This window comes from Microcoleus vaginatus HSN003 (assembly GCF_022701255.1).
GTDB classification, from domain to species: domain Bacteria; phylum Cyanobacteriota; class Cyanobacteriia; order Cyanobacteriales; family Microcoleaceae; genus Microcoleus; species Microcoleus vaginatus_B.
On the sequence record NZ_CP031705.1, the window covers coordinates 3,478,156 to 3,496,439 of the forward strand.

Genomic DNA, 18,284 nt, shown 5'->3' on the forward strand with positions numbered 1-18,284 from the left:
TACAAACTTTCAGTCTTGGACGCACTCTGACGCTTAGAAACCGGGTTTCGACTTCGCTCAACCAGCAGGTTTTTTACGCCCGTGTGCGGGCTATAACGCGCCTTTTCGGAAAAAAAACCCGGTTTCTGGGCTCCCATGCCTGAGTCGTAACTTTTTTTCAATGTGCTAGATCGATCGCACCTAACCAATAAGTTTTGTAAAAAAACAGCCCTATACTTCGAGAATTATCAATTTTGCAGCTAGATACCACCCCAAAAGATTGTGCTAGAATCCTCAATACATAGTCGTAGGTTGGGCACAGACCGAGAAGAGCAATCTTCTTGCAGTCTAGGGGAGGTTGTAGGTCAGCCACCATTTGGGTCTTCCCAGTTGAAAGCCACCCTGCAACATGAGCCTGGAATCTGCAACCGCAGCCGAGTGCGGCAGATCGGTTGGGAGTGTCGCGCTAGAATAAGCAGTACGAGTAGGGACAGGGCATTGCCGTGTCCCTACGAGAAAATAAACGCTCGTTGTGCGAGCGTGACCTCGAAACGGGCACATAGCAGGTGATGGGAATAAATCATGTTTGAACGCTTCACAGAAAAAGCAATAAAAGTAATCATGTTGGCCCAGGAAGAAGCTCGCCGCCTGGGTCACAACTTCGTAGGGACAGAACAGATCCTCTTGGGTCTGATCGGTGAAGGAACCGGGGTAGCAGCTAAAGTCCTCAAATCAATGGGGGTCAACCTCAAAGACGCTCGGATTGAGGTCGAAAAAATCATCGGGCGCGGTTCGGGCTTCGTAGCAGTCGAAATTCCGTTCACCCCCCGCGCCAAGAGGGTTCTAGAACTGTCCCTCGAAGAAGCTCGCCAACTCGGACACAACTACATCGGCACCGAACACCTGCTCCTGGGCCTGATCCGCGAAGGTGAAGGAGTAGCGGCTAGAGTCTTAGAAAACCTGGGAGTAGACTTGTCGAAAGTCCGCACCCAAGTGATTCGGATGCTGGGAGAAACCGCAGAAGTCGCAGCCACCGGCGGCGGTGCCCGCACCAAAACCCCAACCCTCGATGAATTCGGCGCCAACCTCACTCAAATGGCGGTCGATGGCAAACTAGACCCAGTAGTCGGACGCCAAAAAGAAATCGAACGGGTAATTCAAATCCTCGGTCGCCGCACCAAAAATAACCCGGTGCTCATCGGCGAACCCGGAGTCGGCAAAACCGCGATCGCCGAAGGCCTGGCGCAGCGCATCGCTAACAACGACATCCCAGACATCCTGGAAGAAAAGCGCGTCGTTACCCTCGACATCGGCTTGCTCGTCGCTGGTACAAAATACCGGGGCGAATTTGAAGAACGCCTCAAAAAAATCATGGACGAAATCCGCACTGCGGGTAACGTGATTTTGGTGATTGACGAAGTTCACACTTTGATCGGTGCAGGTGCGGCTGAAGGGGCGATCGACGCAGCCAACATTCTCAAGCCGGCTTTGGCTAGAGGCGAGCTCCAGTGTATCGGTGCTACCACCCTAGACGAGTACCGCAAGCACATCGAGCGCGACGCAGCCCTAGAACGGCGCTTCCAGCCCGTCATGGTCGGCGAACCCACCGTTGACGAGACGATCGAGATTCTCTTCGGCTTGCGAGAACGCTACGAACAGCACCACAAGCTGAAAATCTTGGATACAGCCCTGGAAGCTGCAGCAAAACTCTCACATCGGTACATCTCCGATCGCTTCCTCCCAGACAAAGCAATTGACTTGGTAGACGAAGCAGGTTCGAGAGTCCGCCTGATCAACTCCCAACTGCCCCCCGCAGCCAAAGAACTCGACAAAGAACTGCGCCAAGTCCTGAAAGATAAAGACGAAGCGGTGCGTTCTCAAGACTTTGACAAAGCGGGCGAATTGCGCGATCGAGAAATGACGATCAAAGCCGAAATTCGCGCTATTTCCCAAGCCAAAAAAACCGACTCGGCCCGCACCGGCGAAACCGACCCATCGCCAGTAGTCACCGAAGAAGACATTGCTCAAATCGTGGCAAGCTGGACGGGAGTCCCCGTCAACAAACTGACCGAATCCGAATCCGAAAAGCTGCTGCACATGGAAGATACCTTGCACCAGCGCTTGATCGGTCAAGAAGAAGCAGTGAAAGCGGTTTCCCGCGCCATCCGCCGTGCCCGCGTCGGTTTGAAAAATCCCAATCGCCCGATCGCCAGTTTCATCTTCTCTGGCCCCACAGGCGTCGGCAAAACCGAACTCACCAAAGCCCTAGCCGGCTACTTCTTCGGTTCCGAAGACGCCATGATTCGGTTGGATATGTCCGAATACATGGAACGTCACACCGTCTCCAAACTCATCGGTTCCCCTCCGGGCTACGTCGGCTACAACGAAGGCGGCCAACTCACAGAAGCAGTCCGCCGCCGTCCTTACACAGTCGTGCTGTTCGACGAAATCGAAAAAGCCCACCCCGATGTCTTCAATATGCTTTTGCAAATATTGGAAGACGGCCGTTTAACTGATGCCAAAGGTCGCACCGTAGACTTCAAAAATACGCTGCTGATCATGACCTCTAACATCGGTTCTAAGGTGATTGAAAAAGGTGGCGGCGGCCTCGGCTTCGAGTTCAGTGACAACCAAGCCGATGCTAATTACAACCGCATTCGTTCTTTGGTTAACGAAGAACTCAAAAACTACTTCCGCCCCGAATTCCTCAACCGACTCGACGAAATTATCGTCTTCCGCCAGTTGAACAAGGAAGAAGTCAAGGAAATCGCGGTCATCATGCTCAAAGAAGTTTTCGGTCGTTTGACAGAACAGGGAATCACCCTCGAAGTGACCGAAAAATTCAAAGAACGGCTGGTAGAAGAAGGCTACAACCCCAGCTACGGAGCCAGACCCCTGCGGCGCGCCATCATGCGCTTGCTGGAAGACAGTTTGGCTGAGGAAATCCTTTCTGGCCGCATCAAAGACGGCGACACCGCTGTTGTGGATGTAGGCGAGGACGGAATTGTTAAGGTGCTGCAAGGTCAAAAGCGGGAATTGCTGCCCCAAGGCGCTGAGTAAGTTTGAGTAAGTGCGATCGCGAGTTAAGTTGGGAAATAACCAATCTCGCAGTCGCAAACCACTCAAAATCCTCACATAAAAAAGGTAGAGAATCTTATTTCTCTGCCTTTTTTATGAGTTAATATCAACAGAATGTACGCTTACTTTTCTAAGTATCTTCGTCTCAAAAAATAGGAGACAGATCGACTCGGTTTCTGTAGAACGGCGCCCCCGTGTTCGCCCTTCCGGGTTTCTGAATACCCCAACAAAGTTTTACGTTTAATTAGAGCAAGCTACTTCAATGGCCATTAGATAATTAGCAAGAACTATATAGTGGAGAAATAAATGACATCTGAAAAAAAGAATTTGGGTACAGAAGTAGCAGAAAATCCGCCTGAAAGCTGGTGGCAAAAAGCGTGGAAGTCGCAGCGAGAAAATCTTCAGATAGTGATGATTGCTTTGAGTTTAGCAATAGTGATTCGAGCCTTGGTCGCCGAACCGCGCTACATACCCTCAGATTCTATGGTACCCACTTTGCACGTGGGCGATCGCGTCGTCGTCGAAAAAATCTCCTACTACCTCGAACCTCCCAAAACTGGCGACATCGTAGTATTTGCCCCGCCCGAAAAGTTGCAAGAACAAGGCTTTACCCAAGACCAAGCATTCATCAAGCGGGTAATTGGCTTACCGGGTCAAACCGTCGCCGTTAAAAAAGGTTTAGTTTATCTCAACGACAAACCCCTCGTCGAAAAATATATTGCCGAACCTCCTAAATACCAGTGGGGGCCTTATCGCGTCCCAGAAAATGAATACTTTGTGATGGGAGACAACCGCAACAACAGCAACGACTCCAGCAGGTGGGGATTTTTACCTAAGCAGAATATCATCGGCCGTGCTGTAGTGCGGTTTTGGCCTCTAGAACGCATCGGGGAAGTTTGAACTCAGTTGACTGTTGACAGTTGACTGTTGACAGTTGACTGTTGTCATCGCAAGCCCAATGCCCAATGCTCAATGCCCATGCCTTATGCTGTACGGAAATTTCTACTTATTCTTGTACCTTGAGGGGTAGGGAGTTCCTCGGGCAACTGATAAAATAGTAGAAAAAGCAGCGGGATTTCTCGCCTCGATCGAAATTAGTTGAATATTAAAAAATTAGGAAAGCTATGGGATTTTTTGATTCAGAAATTGTTCAGCAAGAAGCCAAGCTGTTGTTTGAAGACTATCAATCTCTCATCAAACTAGGTGGCAATTACGGCAAATTCGATCGCGAAGGCAAGAAAATGTTCATCGCTCAGATGGAATCCATGATGGAGCGCTACCGTATTTTTATGAAGCGCTTTGAGCTGTCTGAGGACTTCATGGCTCAGATGACTGTAGAGCAGTTAAAAACACAGCTCAATCAATTTGGCATCACGCCCCAGCAGATGTTTGAGCAAATGAACTCAACGCTGGAGCGGATGAAATCTGAGTTGGAAAAACAATCATAAGTTCAACTGTTGACAGTTGACAGTTGACAGTTGACTGACTACTAATGACTGATAATTAAGGCCGCTCAAAAGCTGAAGGAGGTTTGAAACTTTCTGCGGGAACGCCTTCCAAAGCTTGGCTCATAAAATCGCGCCAAACAGGGGCGACAATAGTACCGCCAGTAGCACCGTAGCTCATCGGTCTATAATTGTCGTTGCCCATCCAAACAGCAACCGACAACTGTGGCACGTAACCCACAAACCAGATATCCCGTTCAGAGGAAGTTGTACCAGTTTTCCCAGCAGCCGGTCGCCCAAGTTGAGCAGCCCTTGCCGTTCCGCTGGTAATTACCCCTTGCAGGGTGCTGTTGACAGATGCCGCAGCCCAGGAATTGAGAACTAATTTGGGTTTGGGCGTATTGTCGAGCAAGACGTTGCCGCTGCTGTCAGTGACTTGCACGATAAACGTGGTGTCAGAATGCCATCCGTTGTTGGCGAAGGTAGCAAAAGCTCCGGCCATTTCTAAAGGAGTGAGGTCAACGGCACCCAAGGGCAAAGAAACCACTGGTTCCATCGGACTTCTGATGCCGAGCACGCGGCAAATCTCAATCACTTTATTCAATCCGACTTCTTGGCCAAGCTTGACGGCGGGAATGTTCAGAGATACTTCCAAAGCTCTGCGGATGCTGACTGCACCCGAGAAGCCGCCGCCGTAGTTTTGAGGGTAGTAGTAGCCGTCGCCGTCGCGGTAGCCGACAGGGGAGTCGTAGACAACTGAATCCGGGGCGTATTTGCCGCTAGCAAAGGCAGCGTAGTAGATAAAAGGCTTAAAAGAAGATCCGGGCTGGCGGCGTGCTTGAATGGCGCGGTTGAACTGACTCTTTTCGTAATCGACGCCGCCGACCATTGCTTTGACGAAGTGGGTTCGGGGATCGACGGCGGCTAGGGCAATTTGACCTTCCTCACGATCGTAAAATAGACCTTGGTAGTAAAGCCGATTGTGCCACGCTTTGACGGTTTCTTCGGCTATGCGCTGCATTTTGAGGTCGATCGTGGTTTGAACGCGCATTCCTCCCTTAACCACGGCATCTCGCCCAAAACGCCTTGTCAGTTCTTGGACTACGGCTTGTGTTACGTAAGGAACTTGAGAGCCGCCAAAAGAGGTGATTTTACCTAGCTTAATTTTTTCCTGGCGGGCAGCAGTTTCTTGGGCCGGCGTAATCCATTTAAGATCCTTCATGCGGTCTAAAACGAGGGTTTGCCGCTCTTTTGCCAACTTGTAATTGACGAAAGGACTGTATTCTTCAGGGGCAGAAATTAAGCCGGCCAGCATCGCTGCTTCTGAAAGAGTCAAATTACTTGCTGATTTGTTGAAATAGCTTCGAGAGGCTGTCTCTACGCCATACAAGTTGTGACCTAAGTAGATTTGATTCAGGTATAGTTGCAGAATTTGGTCTTTGTTGAGAATTTGCTCCAAGCGGATAGACATTACCGCTTCAGCTACCTTGCGACTAAATTTTGATTGGGGAGATAGAAACAAGTTTTTGACTAGCTGCATAGTCATAGTCGAGCCGCCTTCAACGGTTTTACCTTGTTCTAGGTTGACTATCAGAGCTCGGGCTATCCCGCCGGGGTTGATGCCTTTGTGGGTGAAGAAGCTGCTATCTTCGATCGCCAGAACAGCTCGTTTCAGGTTCGGGGAGATTTGCTCAAGGGGTACGACATCCCGGTTGGCTTCGTCGTGGATGCTGGCTAGCGGCTTGCCGTTGATGTCGTAAATGTGGGTAGTTTCTGTGGGAGAGTAGGTTTGCAAGATCCGAACATCTGGCAAATTGCGGAAGCTGATCGCTAAGCCAACCAGTCCACCAGCGACTACGGAACTGGCAAGCATTGTCATGCTGAGTATGGTTCCGGCGGTCACTTTACTGACTGACTGAACAAACTCGAATACGGGGGCTGAGTTTTCCGTGTTATTGCGGACTGCGTTGGTTGACACGTGGATTTCACTTCCTCACTCGATTTGGGTTTTAAGACTTTTAATTTTAGATGCGAACCCTAGAGACTGTCAGCTAATGAAAGCCGGTCAGCTTTGGGATTATAGTAGCGTGATAGTTATGTTTTTATGCGTCAACCAGTGAGTGTAACTAATTCTGGTGCACTTTGGCAAAATATGATGGACGATCGCTCCCCGATGATAACTCCTAACCTTTCAGCGCTTTACCGCGGCGTCAGCGAGATTTTTCCAGATCGACCTGATTCTAGCAACCCTGACGAAAATTTAGCTCAACTGCTGGCAAAAGTCGATCGACCGTTGCGCGTCAAACTCGGAATTGACCCGACAGGGAGTGACATTCACTTGGGACACAGCATTTGCGTCCGTAAGCTGCGAGCTTTTCAGGATGCCGGTCACACAGCGGTACTGCTGATCGGAGATTTTACCGCAAGAATTGGCGATCCGACAGGGAAGTCGGAGATGCGTACCCAGTTGACGGCCGAACAAGTGGCGGAAAATGCCAAGACTTATTTAGACCAAGTGCGTCCGATTCTAGATTTTGACACACCCGGACGTTTGGAAATTCGCTACAACTCCGAGTGGTTGTCGAAATTGGACTTGGCGAAGATTTTGGAACTGTTGGGAACGATGACGGTGCAGCAGATGCTCGCTAAAGAGGGATTTGATAATCGGATGCAGCAGGAGAATGCGATTTATCTGCATGAGTTTCTGTATCCACTAATGCAGGGTTACGACTCCGTGGCTTTGGAAGCGGATGTGGAGTTGGGGGGAACCGATCAAAAGTTTAATATTGCGGTGGGCAGAGATTTGCAGCGGCATTTTGGGATGAAGCCGCAGTTTGGTTTACTGATGCCGATTTTGCTCGGCACTGACGGCGTACAGAAGATGTCGAAATCTTTGGGCAATTATGTGGGTTTGTCGGAAGACCCGCTGACTATGTATTCTAAGTTGGAGAAAATTTCTGATAGTTCGATCGCCCAGTATTTTGAACTATTGACAGATTTGCCACTTGATGAATTGCCAGAAAATCCGCGAGAAAAACAGAAACTTTTGGCTTTGGATGTGGTGCGCCAGTATCGGGGGAAGGAAGCAGCCGATCGCGCACAACAAGATGCAATTGCGCTGGTTAAAGGTGCCGCGGGACAAGCTGATGCTGTGGCAGAGTTTTCTTTGGCAAACGTGCAGTTTCCGGCTAAGTTGTTTTATATTCTGAGTGCTAGCGGGCTTTGTAAAAGCAGCGGTGATGCCAGGAAGTTGATGCAGGGCGGCGGGGTGAAGTTGGAGGGCGATAAAGTTTCTGATGTTAACCTCACCTTTGAATCACCTGCTGAATTGGAAGGTAAGGTTTTGCAGGTTGGGAAGAATAAGTTTGTGCGATTGGTGTCTTGAATCTCTTTTTTAACCGCAGATGAATACTGCTGATGAACGCTGATGAACGCTGATAATCGAATTATTGTGGCTTTGGATGTTTCAAGTCAAGAAGAGGCGATCGCACTTCTTGACAAACTGCCTGATGTATCTTTCTGGAAAGTGGGTTTGGAACTGTTTGTGAGTTCCGGGCCGGGGATTTTGGAAATTTTAAAACAGCGGGAAAAGCGGATTTTTCTCGATTTAAAGTTTCACGATATCCCGAATACTGTGGCTGGTGCTTGTCGGGCTGCTGCTAAGTACAATGTGGACTTATTGACTATCCATTCTACTTGTGGTAAAGATGCTTTGAAAGCGGCACAGTTGGCTTTGACTGAAGGGGCGGCGGCGGTGGATAAACCGAGTCCTAAGTTGATTGCAATTACTCTGTTGACGAGTTTGAATTCGCGACAGTTGGCTTTTGACTTGAAAATACCTTTGGAGTTGCCGGAATATGCTTTGCACATGGCATTGTTGGCTAAAGAAACGGGTTTAGCTGGTGCTGTTTGTTCTCCGCAAGAAGTGGAACAGTTAAGAATGAGTTGCGGGGATGATTTTCTGTTAGTTTGTCCCGGTGTGCGTCCGAAATGGGCTGATGGAGGGGATCAAAAACGATCGATGACTCCAAAGGCTGCTTTGAAAGCTGGTGCGGATTATCTGGTGATTGGGCGGCCAATTACTGCTGCGTCTGATCCAGTGGTGGCTTTTGCGCGTATTTGTGAAGAGTTGGAGTAACAATAGGAATGTTGGTTTTTACCGCCGATAAACGCCGATGAACGCCCATGGAATTTTATCTGCGTTCATCTGTGTTTATCTGCGGATATTTGCGGTTGCAACTCCGACTTTGGCAGTTAATTTTGTGACAAATCATACTAACAGTATCAATGCAAGTCGGTATGGTTTGTTAGTGCGATCGCCCTGTCCCGCTGATTTAGAAATTTTGGTCGCTCGCCTGTTGCAAGATTTGCCGAGTTATGCTAATCGCGTAATTGTGCGATCGCACTTTTCTCCTAACAAAAACACACCGTTCGGTTACGCGCTGCCTCAAATAATTGTAGCCGGTCGCCCAGAGTTTGAACCGCTACCTTTAAATTCTGGGGATGCACTTCCTGAAAATGCCAGTCAAGTTTTCATTACTACTTTAGAACGGCAGTATCGCGGGGGAAAACCAGTCGAAATTCAGCAATATCATTGGTTGTTTTTTAGGCAAACTGCGAAGGGGTGGGAATTGGCAAAAATTGTTTCTCGGTTTGGTACTGCGGCGGATATTCGTCCTTTATTAGGTCAAGATAGTGAAAACGAAATTGCTGAGGCTATTCGTTTGTGGTTGCGCGATTGTCAGGCAAAAAGTAAGTTGTCCCGCAACTAAATTGTATTTTTGGGCGGGCGAGACGCCCACCCCACATGAAATATTGTTTATTGTGCAACAGGCATCTTGCCTGTTCCTGAGAGAAAATAATTTTATTGTGGAACAGGCATCTTGCCTGTTCCTGACAGAGGTATCAGAAAATCCACGAATTTTCTGTTGAGGGATTTATTGTTTATTGTGGAACAGGCATCTTGGCTGTTCCTGACAGAAAATAATTTTATTGTGGAACAGGCATCTTGCCTGTTCCTGACAGAGGTATCAGAAAATCCACGAATTTTCTGTTGAGGGATTTACCGTGGGGGCGGGTTTACGAGATTATCTGTTTTAAGCAATTATGGTGCGTGAAACCCGCCCATACAAAGGACAAACAAAAAAATATTAGAATTGCTATTTTAATTCATCCAATTTAGCCTTGATAGCCTGCATATCTTGCCACATAAACCATTTGGGAGTTTCCGGTTCTCGGGAGGGGTTTCGCAGCAAGTAAGACGGGTGGAAAATTGGCATACACAAACGATTTTCCCATTCAATCCATTGACCTCTGATTTTACTAATGGGCCGCTTGTCGCTTAGCAAACCTTTGAGGGCGGTTGCACCGGTTAATAAAATAATTTTGGGGTTTAAGATGCGAATTTGTTCGAGCAAGTATGGTTTGCAAGCTTCGATTTCTTTTGCTGTCGGAGGGCGGTTGTTGGGAGGGCGACATTTGATGACGTTGGCAATGAATACGTCGGTTTCTGCACTCAATCCCACAGATTCTAAAATCTTATCTAACAGTTTGCCCGATCGCCCGACGAAGGGCAATCCGGTTTCATCTTCGTTTTGTCCGGGCGCTTCTCCCACAATCAAAATAGAGGCTTGAGGATTGCCACGCCCGATGACGGCGTGAGTGCGCGTATTGCCCAATTCGCAGCGGTAGCAGCGGTTGCAGTGCTCGCCGATTTGTTCCATATTTTGATAAGTGCCGGGAGGAATGGGAATTTTGGCATTTGCTGGTATTGAGTCTGTTTGGAAAGTGGCACTTTGATTGTTGTCAAAAAGGCTGAGTTGCAAGTCGCTGGACATACATTTTACAATTAGGGAGATTTTTTTGAGTCTAGAGTTTATAGTTTAGATCGGGTTTGGTGATTTGAGATTGGCTAGATGCTTGTATGGGAGGCTGTCGATTCCCTACGGGATAGCTACGCTTCACGCAAAATCTCCAATTAACACTGGCAAAATCTCCAATTTTTTGGTTGAGCTCGTACAGGCAAAAATATGTTCTCTAACCCGTTTTTTGACGATCGCGCCGATGCAGGCGAAAAACTGGCCGAGGCAGTTGTGGACGAGTTCGGCAAGTTGAGTTTAATGCCACAGAAGGCGGTGCAACCGATTGTTTACGCCTTGCCGCGCGGGGGTTTGCCCGTTGCGGTGCCGATTGCGCGCCGCTTGGGCTGTCCTTTGGATGTGGTTGTTGCGAAGAAAATTACTCGCCCAGATAATTTAGAATTGGCGATCGGGGCTGCAACTGCTGACGGTCACGTCCTCTGGGAAAAGCAAAAGCAGCACAATTTACGCTTGCAAAAATTAGCGCTGCCCCTAGCCCAAAATAATGCTCAATCTCTGCTGGCAGATTTGTCTCCGGGACGCCCAAATATAAGCGCGGCTGGGGCTTTGGCGATTTTGGTAGATGACGGCATTGCTACGGGGATGACGATGGCTGTGGCGGCGAAGGCTTTGCAGTCGCAGCAACCGGCGGCTTTGTGGATTTGCGCGCCTGTCGCCCCGGCAGATTTGATGGGATTTTTGGCCGGAATGGGCGATAAGGTAATCGTCTTGGAGACTCCTCACCCTTTTTACAGTGTCAGTCGCTTTTATGGGCAATTTCCGCAGGTTGAGACGGCGGAGGCTTTAAGGTGTTTGCAGCAACAAACTGAATGGCGATCGTAGGTTAAGCTAGAAGGCTAAATCTAAAAGCTCGATCGCTAAAACATGAGACCTTGGCAATATTGGTTGGACACTTTGATTCTGTCTACTCAGCACAATCCGCCTCGCTTTGTTGAGTTGGTAATGTTAACTTTGGCGATGATTTTGCTCGGGCTGTGGAGTGTAACATTGCAGTGGCAGTATTTAACGCTGTCTCTGAGTTATATAATTGGTTCGTCTTTTTCAATTTTGGTGCGGGAATCCCTCGGCCCACGGCCTCAATTTCAGCTAACTCACCTGACAGCCTTGCTGTTATTAATTATTAGTTTTTATAGTTTTGCTGAACTGATGAGATAGTTAAGGCCGTTTTGAGTTTTGAATGGTAGGTGCTGGTTTTATACCCAGTCCGCCTTAAATATCCCCTTGATTTCTTAGCCACTCTGAGTTCGGCCGAGAAGCAAATGTAGTAGCGATTGAAATCGCCCAGTCTCCTCTACAGTCTCTACGGCTGATTGGATTGATGTAAAATTATGCGGTTGCCTGCCGGATCGAAGGCATAGATTTCTAGACCGTGAGAAGCTTTGATAATTTCTCCGTTGGGCGGATAACCTAAAGCCCAAATTCGGGCGATCGCAGTTTCGATATCGCTCACTTCCAAACACAAACTCATGCCTGTTTTGGCTCGATTTGCAAATTCCGATTTGTGGGAATCTTTTGGTTTGAATATGCCCAGTCTTAAGCCGGGGAGTTGAAATTCAGCATAAGTATTGGGAATGTAAGGGTTTGGTTCTATGTCGAGAAATTTTGTGTAAAATTTAACAAGAACTTCCTTATCAAGGTCGGCTAAAGTCACTAGGGCGGCGCTGTATTGGAAACTCATATAAATTGGGAATGGGTAATGGGTAATATTATAACAACTTTTTATTTATTTAAAATCCTCCAATTCGTCCGATTATTTGGATTTTACCTTGTCGAGATCCTTTGAGAATCACAGCTTCGCCGCTTTGCGGTACAATATCAGTAATCGCGGTAATATTTACTTGATGAGTTACCAGAATAATCGCGCCTTTTGTGTTGCGATTATCAAGAATTAATTTGCGAATTGTCCCTGTTTGTCTGGCTTCTGTGCTCCTGTCCCTAAAGAACGAGTTCAGTGCTGGGAACGGTTCGACTTTGCCTAAATTTATCAGTTTTGCTGTTTCCAAACACCGACACCACTGACTCGATAAAACTCTGACCACTTTGATGTTGCGGTTGCGAAATTCGGCTCCAATTTGCTTGGCTTGGGTTCTTCCCTGTGCTGATAAATTGCGCTGGGTGGAACAGTCACCCAACTTAAAGTTAGCAGGATCTCCCGTACCGGGGGCGATCGCGTGTCGCATTGCTACCACCAACCCCGTTTCCTCCCGCTGCAACAATTGCCACCCTGCTTGAGTTTGCGCGTTGGTTGCTGCGTCCGAATTTGCAGTTGCAATCATTAAGCCGATCGACAATACTAAAGCTAGCAACCCGAAAAAGCCTTTCCTGTTGAGGTAAATCCGCGTCGCCATTGTTCCAGAAGTTAGAAATTAACTTATCATATTCTAATACAACAAATATTGTTCTATGGAACTCACCAATTTTATTGCTCTGTCTGTTATTATTGCCCTCGTGCTGGGGATTGGGTTGGGAACAATGACTTGGGCTTACTTCGGCAAGGGCAGCATTTCTGTACTCTTTAAAGAACCAATTTTAACTTACCCAGAATTTCCAGATACCGACAGTGGCACCCAAGCTTCCGTTTATTTTCAACAAGGAATTGAGGCTTATCAGTCAGGAAAGTACCGCAAAGCAAAAGATAAATTTACCAGCGCTGTAGAACAAGTTTCAACTTTGGCAGAAGCTTACCACAATCGCGCCTTGGCTTGTGCGAATTTGCGCTCGGATGAGGAGGCCGTTGCAGATTTGATCCGTGCCAGCGAATTATACCAACAGCAGGGGGCTGGATTTGCGATCGACACGATTAAACAAAATCTTGCCGCGTTGAAGCAGCGCAAATTAGAACGAGAAAAACCAAAAGCTGTAGCGACATAAATTATTATGTTCTGCCCGTGTAACTCAGCCCAAACCTAGAGTTGGGGTCTGAAAAACCCGGTTTCTTTAAGGCTTGGGAGAAACCGGGTTTGTGGACAGAATTTTTATTAAAGTTGAAAATCAAGATTTAACATTCTCCCGATGGACTAAATTTTTCGGGCATCTTCTATTTTGTCGATTTTAGAAATCAGCATTTCTCGGCTGGATGCCACAACTCGATAATTAGTAATGGGATCGTAAGCTTCCCACTCTTGGCTCACTTCGATGTCTTGCCACAAAAACCATTCCCGGTAAATTTCGCCGTCATCAATGTCGCCGCACAAGGGAAGCCAATCATCTCCACCCAAATTATCAAAGTCTCCTCCTACTAAATCAATCCAAGCTGCAACAATACAAGATTCAATAGCATTATTGTTAACAGCAAGGGTGTTAGATTCAAGAGAAGTTTCGGGAAAACAAAGTGTGGATTTCATAAGCTGTACCTGAATGTTATGTTATTAATTTATAAAAAAATCGTCTACCGCAGTGACAGCAGAATGCCACTATCCAAACCTCCACAGTTCCCACCTCGAAAAACTTGGACACCCAAAGCGCTCAAATGCCCCTGCTGTATGACTTGAGAGCGCTTTGAGTCAAGTCGCTAGAGAGGCTAAATTGAGCCACTTTGCCAACTGGCCTAGAACAAAGCCCGATCGACCAAATATTGCTGGCGAAGGATCTCGCGCATGAAGCAGCGAAGACAGTGCAACTGGCAATTCTATACTGGGTAAGTTGGCAACTTTCAGTACAGTTTTTGTGATAAAATTAGCAGTAACCGGACTTTCGTACCGACGGCCTAGTTTGGTCAAAAGCTTTCCAACGAGCTTTCCAATCAGCTTTCCAACCGTGGTGCGATCGCCCGTTTTGATTTATTGTTAATTTTGCAAAGTCGCGATCGACTGTTAGGGGAAAAAATTATGCAAGCAACCAACCAAGAAAGAGTTATCGATCTGACAATCCACTATACCAACGGCAAACAGCAACACTTCCAGTTCATTGCGCCAGAGGGAACAGTAGGAGAGCAAGCAACTTTAGGCACTCGCCTGCACAAAATGTTGACTGCAGACCCGATAATTCTCGAATTGGCAGATAAACTGGTAGTTATCCCAGTTCACAACATACAAAGTATTGAAATATCGCCGATTCCTTCCAAATTGCCAGAGGGTGTCCTTCACCCAATGCGAGAAATCAAGAAATAAGCTGTTCAGCATTTCAATTCAACTCAAAAGGCGGAGATGACGCTCACTCTACGCAATTTTTTAATAAATATAAATGTACAAAGTTAAAGCGGCACAACTTATTACAGCTAACAGATTTAAATAACCAAAACAAATTGTTGCTTGCAGTGAAATTAGTTTCCAAAAACAACAATAATTGTAGACAAGCTCCCCACCCTTATAGCATCACTAATTTCCATCTAAAATCTAAAATCTAAAATCGCATGACGATATCTCACATGAGTGAGGGGAAGAATTGCAGGTTTAACAGACTTTAACTTACCGAAAAAAATGCTAGAACTCCACTGCCACACTACTTATTCCGACGGCACTCTCACCCCTGCCGAACTCGTAGCCGCCGCCGCTTCATCGGGGGTTCGCGCCTTGGCCGTCACGGATCACGATACGATGTCGGGTTGGGATGAAGCCTTCGCCGCTGCTGCTTTGCACGGTATCGAAATAGTCCCCGGACTCGAACTCAGTACAGTTCACAACGGCCGATCGCTGCACATTTTAGGTTTTTATCCCGATGCCAATAAGTTGCGAGTTCCTTTGAACGATCGCCTCGAAGGACGGTTTCGCCGATCGCAGGAAATGGTCGAAAAATTAGCAGCAATGGGATACGCGATCGAACTGCCAAAAACATCCCCAGGAATGGCACCGGGAAGGCCTCATATTGCCTCTGCACTGGTAAAAGCCGGTCACGCCAAATCATCGCGGGAAGCATTCGATCGCTGGCTGGGAGATGACGGCCCGGCTTATGTGCATTACGAGAAATTCTCGATCGTCGAAGGCATTGATTTACTGAAGAGTTGTGGCGCAGTACCAGTTTGGGCTCACCCTTATTTATTTCGCGGCGGCGCTGTTGAGGAAGTCTTAAAAGAATTAGTAGATGCGGGTTTAATGGGTGTTGAAGTATACCATCCCAGCCACAGTTCTAGCCAAATCCAAAAGTTGAAAGATTTGTGCCTTCATTACGGTTTGCTGGCAACTGGTGGCAGCGATTATCACGGCCCCGATCCGGAAAGGAAAGCAGCAGATAGCACCCAATTAAATATGCTGCATTTGCCGTTAGAATTACTGGAACCGATTAAAGTTGCTGCGGCGAGTTTGAAATAGTTTTTTAGAACGAATTTTGCCGACGTATACATTTGCAAAAAAAAAGGAATCCTTCGCTTTTTGAGGGAGGAATTTGCACGCAGTAAGTCATCAGAAGAAGACCGAGGTCAAGCAGAATATAAATTAATATGAAGTTAAAGACAATTGCAGGCGAGTTGATTTTACAATGTTACTAAAGGAACTTGCCAAACGGAGCTTATTATGAGTGCAGAAGACAGAGCGAAGGCGATCGGCAAAAATTTAGAAGGCAAAGCTCAGGAAATTTTCGGTAATATCACGGGCAACAGAAAAGACCAGGTTGAAGGCAAAGCCAAACAAGCGGAAGCCTCCGCCCGCCACGCAGCAGAAGATGCTAAAGATGCTGTGAAAAATCTGACAAATAAAGCCAAAAGGTCGATCGACAAATTGTAGAAACCGCGCTATAGCAAATCCTGGCTAATAGAATTCGCTTCATATCAAATCCTGTGTCATCAATTGGGTTTGATATGATTTATTTTTGGAATGTGCAGAAAACTGGGTGACTCCTGCGATATCTCTTCAAAAGCGCAATGGAGAAGTCCCTATGATTGTTAATTTTACACCCGATTAATTTCGTAGTAAGGACTTCAGTCCTTATCGCATTGCCTTTACGAAAAATTTTTGCTCTATTCTGCATAAAGCCACCAAAACCTGCGATATCAGAGTATCAACACGCAAAAACTGGACTATGACGAGACATGATACCCCCGTCGAACCCTTAGCAGGTTTAGTTCCTGTAGCGGCAAGTTTCAACTTGTTGCTTCCACCCACGGGTTGCGAACTCAAACCGATTTCCTTGACTTTGTTATTGCTGGCACGTTACAGCGCTATTTTCCCTGGGATAATCGAATTATCTCGATGTCATCCGAACGTGCCTGTGAACACCGACGAACAGTTACGCCAACTTCTACAACTCTTGAAAGACTCGCAAGAGGGTAGTAAGGAAAAAGAAAGACTCAAAAATCAATTGTGCCAACTCATTCCCCATTTGCCCGGAATTCGCAAGCATCCTTATCCTAATATTGATTTAGAGGAAATGATGCAGGAAGCTTATTGGGGTTTTATCAAAACGCTTTCGGCATTTTTGCGGGGAATTGACCTCGACAATCTCGCTGCTGATGTGTTACGAACCCGAGTGGTTCAGCGGTTCAATAAAACTCTCAAGAACAAAGTCTATGACCAATATCGCCGGATGCAGCAACAGATTTTTACTGTTAGTTTTGATACTCCGATTACGAGCAACCCAGGTGAAGAATTTGAGGCTCAACAACCGATAGACGATACCACAAAAAATGGGATTGAGCAACTCATCGAGAGAGAACAAGCTCACAATAAGCAGCGCATCGGCCGCAAACTATGGCAGTGTATTGAAGACGATCCGACGGGAGAACTGCGAAACAGTTATCCCAATGAAAAAATAGATAAGACTCAGCCAAACACTCCCGAAAATCGTCGCCCTCGACCGGATGCCAATTGTCACATACTGGCAGTGCGATTGCTGCTGAAAGACCCTCCTGATAAATTATCGGTAATTGCCAGAGAGTTAAATATTGACTATCAAACTCTCAACTCTCACTGGAAAATAACAGGTTTTGAACTCGTCAAAGAGATTGGCAATAGAATTGCTAAAGAATGTGGATATCAACCGGAGGAATAATGGTGAATAGCATGGATACTTATTTGTTACAAATTCCTCTGGAGCAAACTGCCCGCAATTTAGCTCTGCAATTTGCTTCACAGCAAGCTAATCCGCAAAAAGGCAAGCGGGTTTATTTCAATACCCTGGCGGTTTGGGCAGTTAACTATTTTTTGGAATGGATGGAAATGGAAACCGATATTGATGGGGGTGATAGTTGGAATCCAGCAATGCAGGCGGTTTTGGATGTCGGCGATTTGGTTTTGCCGGGGATTGGCAAGATAGAATGCTGTCCGATTCAGCTTGGAGAATCGGCGATTTCTCTGCCGGAAGTGCGAGGAAACCGCATTGCATATATCGTCGTTCAGTTTGCCGAACCTTTCGATAAGGTGAAACTTTTGGGCTTTATTCCGGCTGTGGAAATTCATGATGAAATTCAAGAGATTTCTCTAACTAATCTAAAACCCCTTGAGGAATTGTGGGATTATTTGGATCGAATTGAGTTGGCGATTCCGCTGTTGCAAGGTGAAATTGAAGAGTTGCTATCTGATTTGGGAGAAGATGACCCCGTACAAGCACAAGTTCGGGAGAATTTGCAAAACAAATCTATTTCGGAAATTGTGGCAATTTTGAATAAAGTTTTGCACAGTAGTGAGAAATCTGACTGGGGATATGAAGGAGGGAAGGCTTTAGCGGGAAGTGGTTCTAGCAGTGGAGGTTTGGGAAAGAGAGATATATCTTTCTCTCGTGATAAATCTTCACCTGTTGAGAAAGCTTCAGATATTGAGGAGGATGTGAAAGCGGAACTGAATCTGATTGCTGAAGATTTGCTGGAGAAGTTAGCTGAGATTTGGGGAGATGATGATGACTTGTAGGGGTTCCCATCGACTGAAGAAACCGGGTTTTTGACCACATCTGCGGGTTGAAACGAAATATTTTCGTCCATCAAACCCGGTTTCTGAGTTCCCACCGACTGAAGAAACCGGGTTTTTGGCCACATCTG

General features: G+C 46.8%; 21 protein-coding genes. 15 read left to right on the forward strand and 6 right to left on the reverse strand.

The window, feature by feature from the left end; all coding sequences use genetic code 11:
• The first annotated feature begins 561 nt into the window (after window positions 1-561).
• The 3 genes from D0A37_RS15065 (at window position 562) to D0A37_RS15075 (ending at window position 4,505) form a co-directional block, all read left to right on the forward strand.
• Complete coding sequence (locus tag D0A37_RS15065; protein ID WP_006632591.1) at window positions 562-3,039, forward strand: ATP-dependent Clp protease ATP-binding subunit; 2,478 nt, start codon at window positions 562-564, stop codon at window positions 3,037-3,039.
• 324 nt (window positions 3,040-3,363) lie between these two features.
• Window positions 3,364-3,957: a signal peptidase I gene (lepB, locus tag D0A37_RS15070; RefSeq protein ID WP_242715513.1), complete on the forward strand. Its 594-nt coding sequence runs from the start codon at window positions 3,364-3,366 to the stop codon at window positions 3,955-3,957.
• 224 nt (window positions 3,958-4,181) lie between these two features.
• Window positions 4,182-4,505, forward strand: a complete 324-nt coding sequence (locus D0A37_RS15075) for a DUF1825 family protein (protein WP_006632589.1) — start codon at window positions 4,182-4,184, stop codon at window positions 4,503-4,505.
• A gap of 55 nt (window positions 4,506-4,560) precedes the next feature.
• Here D0A37_RS15075 and D0A37_RS15080 read toward each other — a convergent pair whose 3' ends face one another.
• A complete protein-coding gene (locus D0A37_RS15080) occupies window positions 4,561-6,480 on the reverse strand; it encodes a transglycosylase domain-containing protein (RefSeq protein ID WP_242715514.1) in 1,920 nt (639 codons plus the stop codon).
• Window positions 6,481-6,654: 174 nt separating this feature from the next.
• Here D0A37_RS15080 and tyrS point away from each other — a divergent pair, with 174 nt between their 5' ends.
• From tyrS to D0A37_RS15100, 4 genes are all read left to right on the forward strand, one after another.
• Window positions 6,655-7,887: a tyrosine--tRNA ligase gene (tyrS, locus tag D0A37_RS15085; protein ID WP_242725553.1), complete on the forward strand. Its 1,233-nt coding sequence runs from the start codon at window positions 6,655-6,657 to the stop codon at window positions 7,885-7,887.
• 42 nt (window positions 7,888-7,929) lie between these two features.
• A complete protein-coding gene (gene pyrF / locus D0A37_RS15090) occupies window positions 7,930-8,640 on the forward strand; it encodes an orotidine-5'-phosphate decarboxylase (protein ID WP_242715515.1) in 711 nt (236 codons plus the stop codon).
• A gap of 37 nt (window positions 8,641-8,677) precedes the next feature.
• Complete coding sequence (locus D0A37_RS15095; protein WP_242715516.1) at window positions 8,678-9,274, forward strand: hypothetical protein; 597 nt, start codon at window positions 8,678-8,680, stop codon at window positions 9,272-9,274.
• 111 nt (window positions 9,275-9,385) lie between these two features.
• Window positions 9,386-9,559, forward strand: a complete 174-nt coding sequence (locus D0A37_RS15100; RefSeq protein ID WP_242715517.1) for a hypothetical protein — start codon at window positions 9,386-9,388, stop codon at window positions 9,557-9,559.
• Between the two features lie 102 nt (window positions 9,560-9,661).
• Here the strand turns inward: D0A37_RS15100 and D0A37_RS15105 are convergent, their stop codons facing one another.
• Complete coding sequence (locus D0A37_RS15105; protein ID WP_242715518.1) at window positions 9,662-10,339, reverse strand: uracil-DNA glycosylase; 678 nt, start codon at window positions 10,337-10,339, stop codon at window positions 9,662-9,664.
• A 192-nt stretch (window positions 10,340-10,531) separates the two neighbouring features.
• On the opposite strand from D0A37_RS15105, the gene D0A37_RS15110 reads away from it, so the two are divergent.
• On the forward strand, window positions 10,532-11,203 hold the full coding sequence (locus tag D0A37_RS15110; RefSeq protein ID WP_242715520.1) for a phosphoribosyltransferase: 672 nt from the start codon (window positions 10,532-10,534) through the stop codon (window positions 11,201-11,203).
• A 42-nt stretch (window positions 11,204-11,245) separates the two neighbouring features.
• Window positions 11,246-11,536, forward strand: coding sequence for a hypothetical protein (locus D0A37_RS15115; protein WP_006632581.1), 291 nt, complete (start codon window positions 11,246-11,248; stop codon window positions 11,534-11,536).
• A 145-nt stretch (window positions 11,537-11,681) separates the two neighbouring features.
• Here the strand turns inward: D0A37_RS15115 and D0A37_RS15120 are convergent, their stop codons facing one another.
• Window positions 11,682-12,059, reverse strand: a complete 378-nt coding sequence (locus D0A37_RS15120; protein ID WP_242715522.1) for a VOC family protein — start codon at window positions 12,057-12,059, stop codon at window positions 11,682-11,684.
• 49 nt (window positions 12,060-12,108) lie between these two features.
• Complete coding sequence (locus tag D0A37_RS15125; RefSeq protein ID WP_242715524.1) at window positions 12,109-12,729, reverse strand: histidine phosphatase family protein; 621 nt, start codon at window positions 12,727-12,729, stop codon at window positions 12,109-12,111.
• A 55-nt stretch (window positions 12,730-12,784) separates the two neighbouring features.
• Here D0A37_RS15125 and D0A37_RS15130 point away from each other — a divergent pair, with 55 nt between their 5' ends.
• Window positions 12,785-13,252, forward strand: coding sequence for a tetratricopeptide repeat protein (locus tag D0A37_RS15130; RefSeq protein WP_242715526.1), 468 nt, complete (start codon window positions 12,785-12,787; stop codon window positions 13,250-13,252).
• A gap of 146 nt (window positions 13,253-13,398) precedes the next feature.
• Here the strand turns inward: D0A37_RS15130 and D0A37_RS15135 are convergent, their stop codons facing one another.
• Both D0A37_RS15135 and D0A37_RS15140 read right to left on the reverse strand, forming a co-directional pair.
• Window positions 13,399-13,725: a hypothetical protein gene (locus tag D0A37_RS15135; protein WP_242715528.1), complete on the reverse strand. Its 327-nt coding sequence runs from the start codon at window positions 13,723-13,725 to the stop codon at window positions 13,399-13,401.
• 159 nt (window positions 13,726-13,884) lie between these two features.
• Window positions 13,885-14,100 carry a hypothetical protein gene (locus tag D0A37_RS15140; protein ID WP_242715530.1) on the reverse strand — a complete coding sequence of 72 codons (216 nt, stop codon included), beginning with the start codon at window positions 14,098-14,100 and terminating at the stop codon, window positions 13,885-13,887.
• Between the two features lie 108 nt (window positions 14,101-14,208).
• Here D0A37_RS15140 and D0A37_RS15145 point away from each other — a divergent pair, with 108 nt between their 5' ends.
• From D0A37_RS15145 to D0A37_RS15165, 5 genes are all read left to right on the forward strand, one after another.
• Complete coding sequence (locus D0A37_RS15145; RefSeq protein WP_006632576.1) at window positions 14,209-14,490, forward strand: hypothetical protein; 282 nt, start codon at window positions 14,209-14,211, stop codon at window positions 14,488-14,490.
• A 309-nt stretch (window positions 14,491-14,799) separates the two neighbouring features.
• Window positions 14,800-15,627, forward strand: a complete 828-nt coding sequence (locus D0A37_RS15150) for a PHP domain-containing protein (RefSeq protein WP_039886987.1) — start codon at window positions 14,800-14,802, stop codon at window positions 15,625-15,627.
• 201 nt (window positions 15,628-15,828) lie between these two features.
• Window positions 15,829-16,038: a CsbD family protein gene (locus tag D0A37_RS15155; protein ID WP_190733750.1), complete on the forward strand. Its 210-nt coding sequence runs from the start codon at window positions 15,829-15,831 to the stop codon at window positions 16,036-16,038.
• A gap of 295 nt (window positions 16,039-16,333) precedes the next feature.
• Complete coding sequence (locus D0A37_RS15160) at window positions 16,334-17,302, forward strand: hypothetical protein (RefSeq protein ID WP_242715532.1); 969 nt, start codon at window positions 16,334-16,336, stop codon at window positions 17,300-17,302.
• Window positions 17,302-18,156, forward strand: a complete 855-nt coding sequence (locus D0A37_RS15165; protein WP_242715534.1) for a DUF1822 family protein — start codon at window positions 17,302-17,304, stop codon at window positions 18,154-18,156. Before D0A37_RS15160 ends, D0A37_RS15165 begins: the two co-directional genes overlap by 1 nt.
• The last annotated feature ends 128 nt before the right edge of the window (window positions 18,157-18,284 follow it).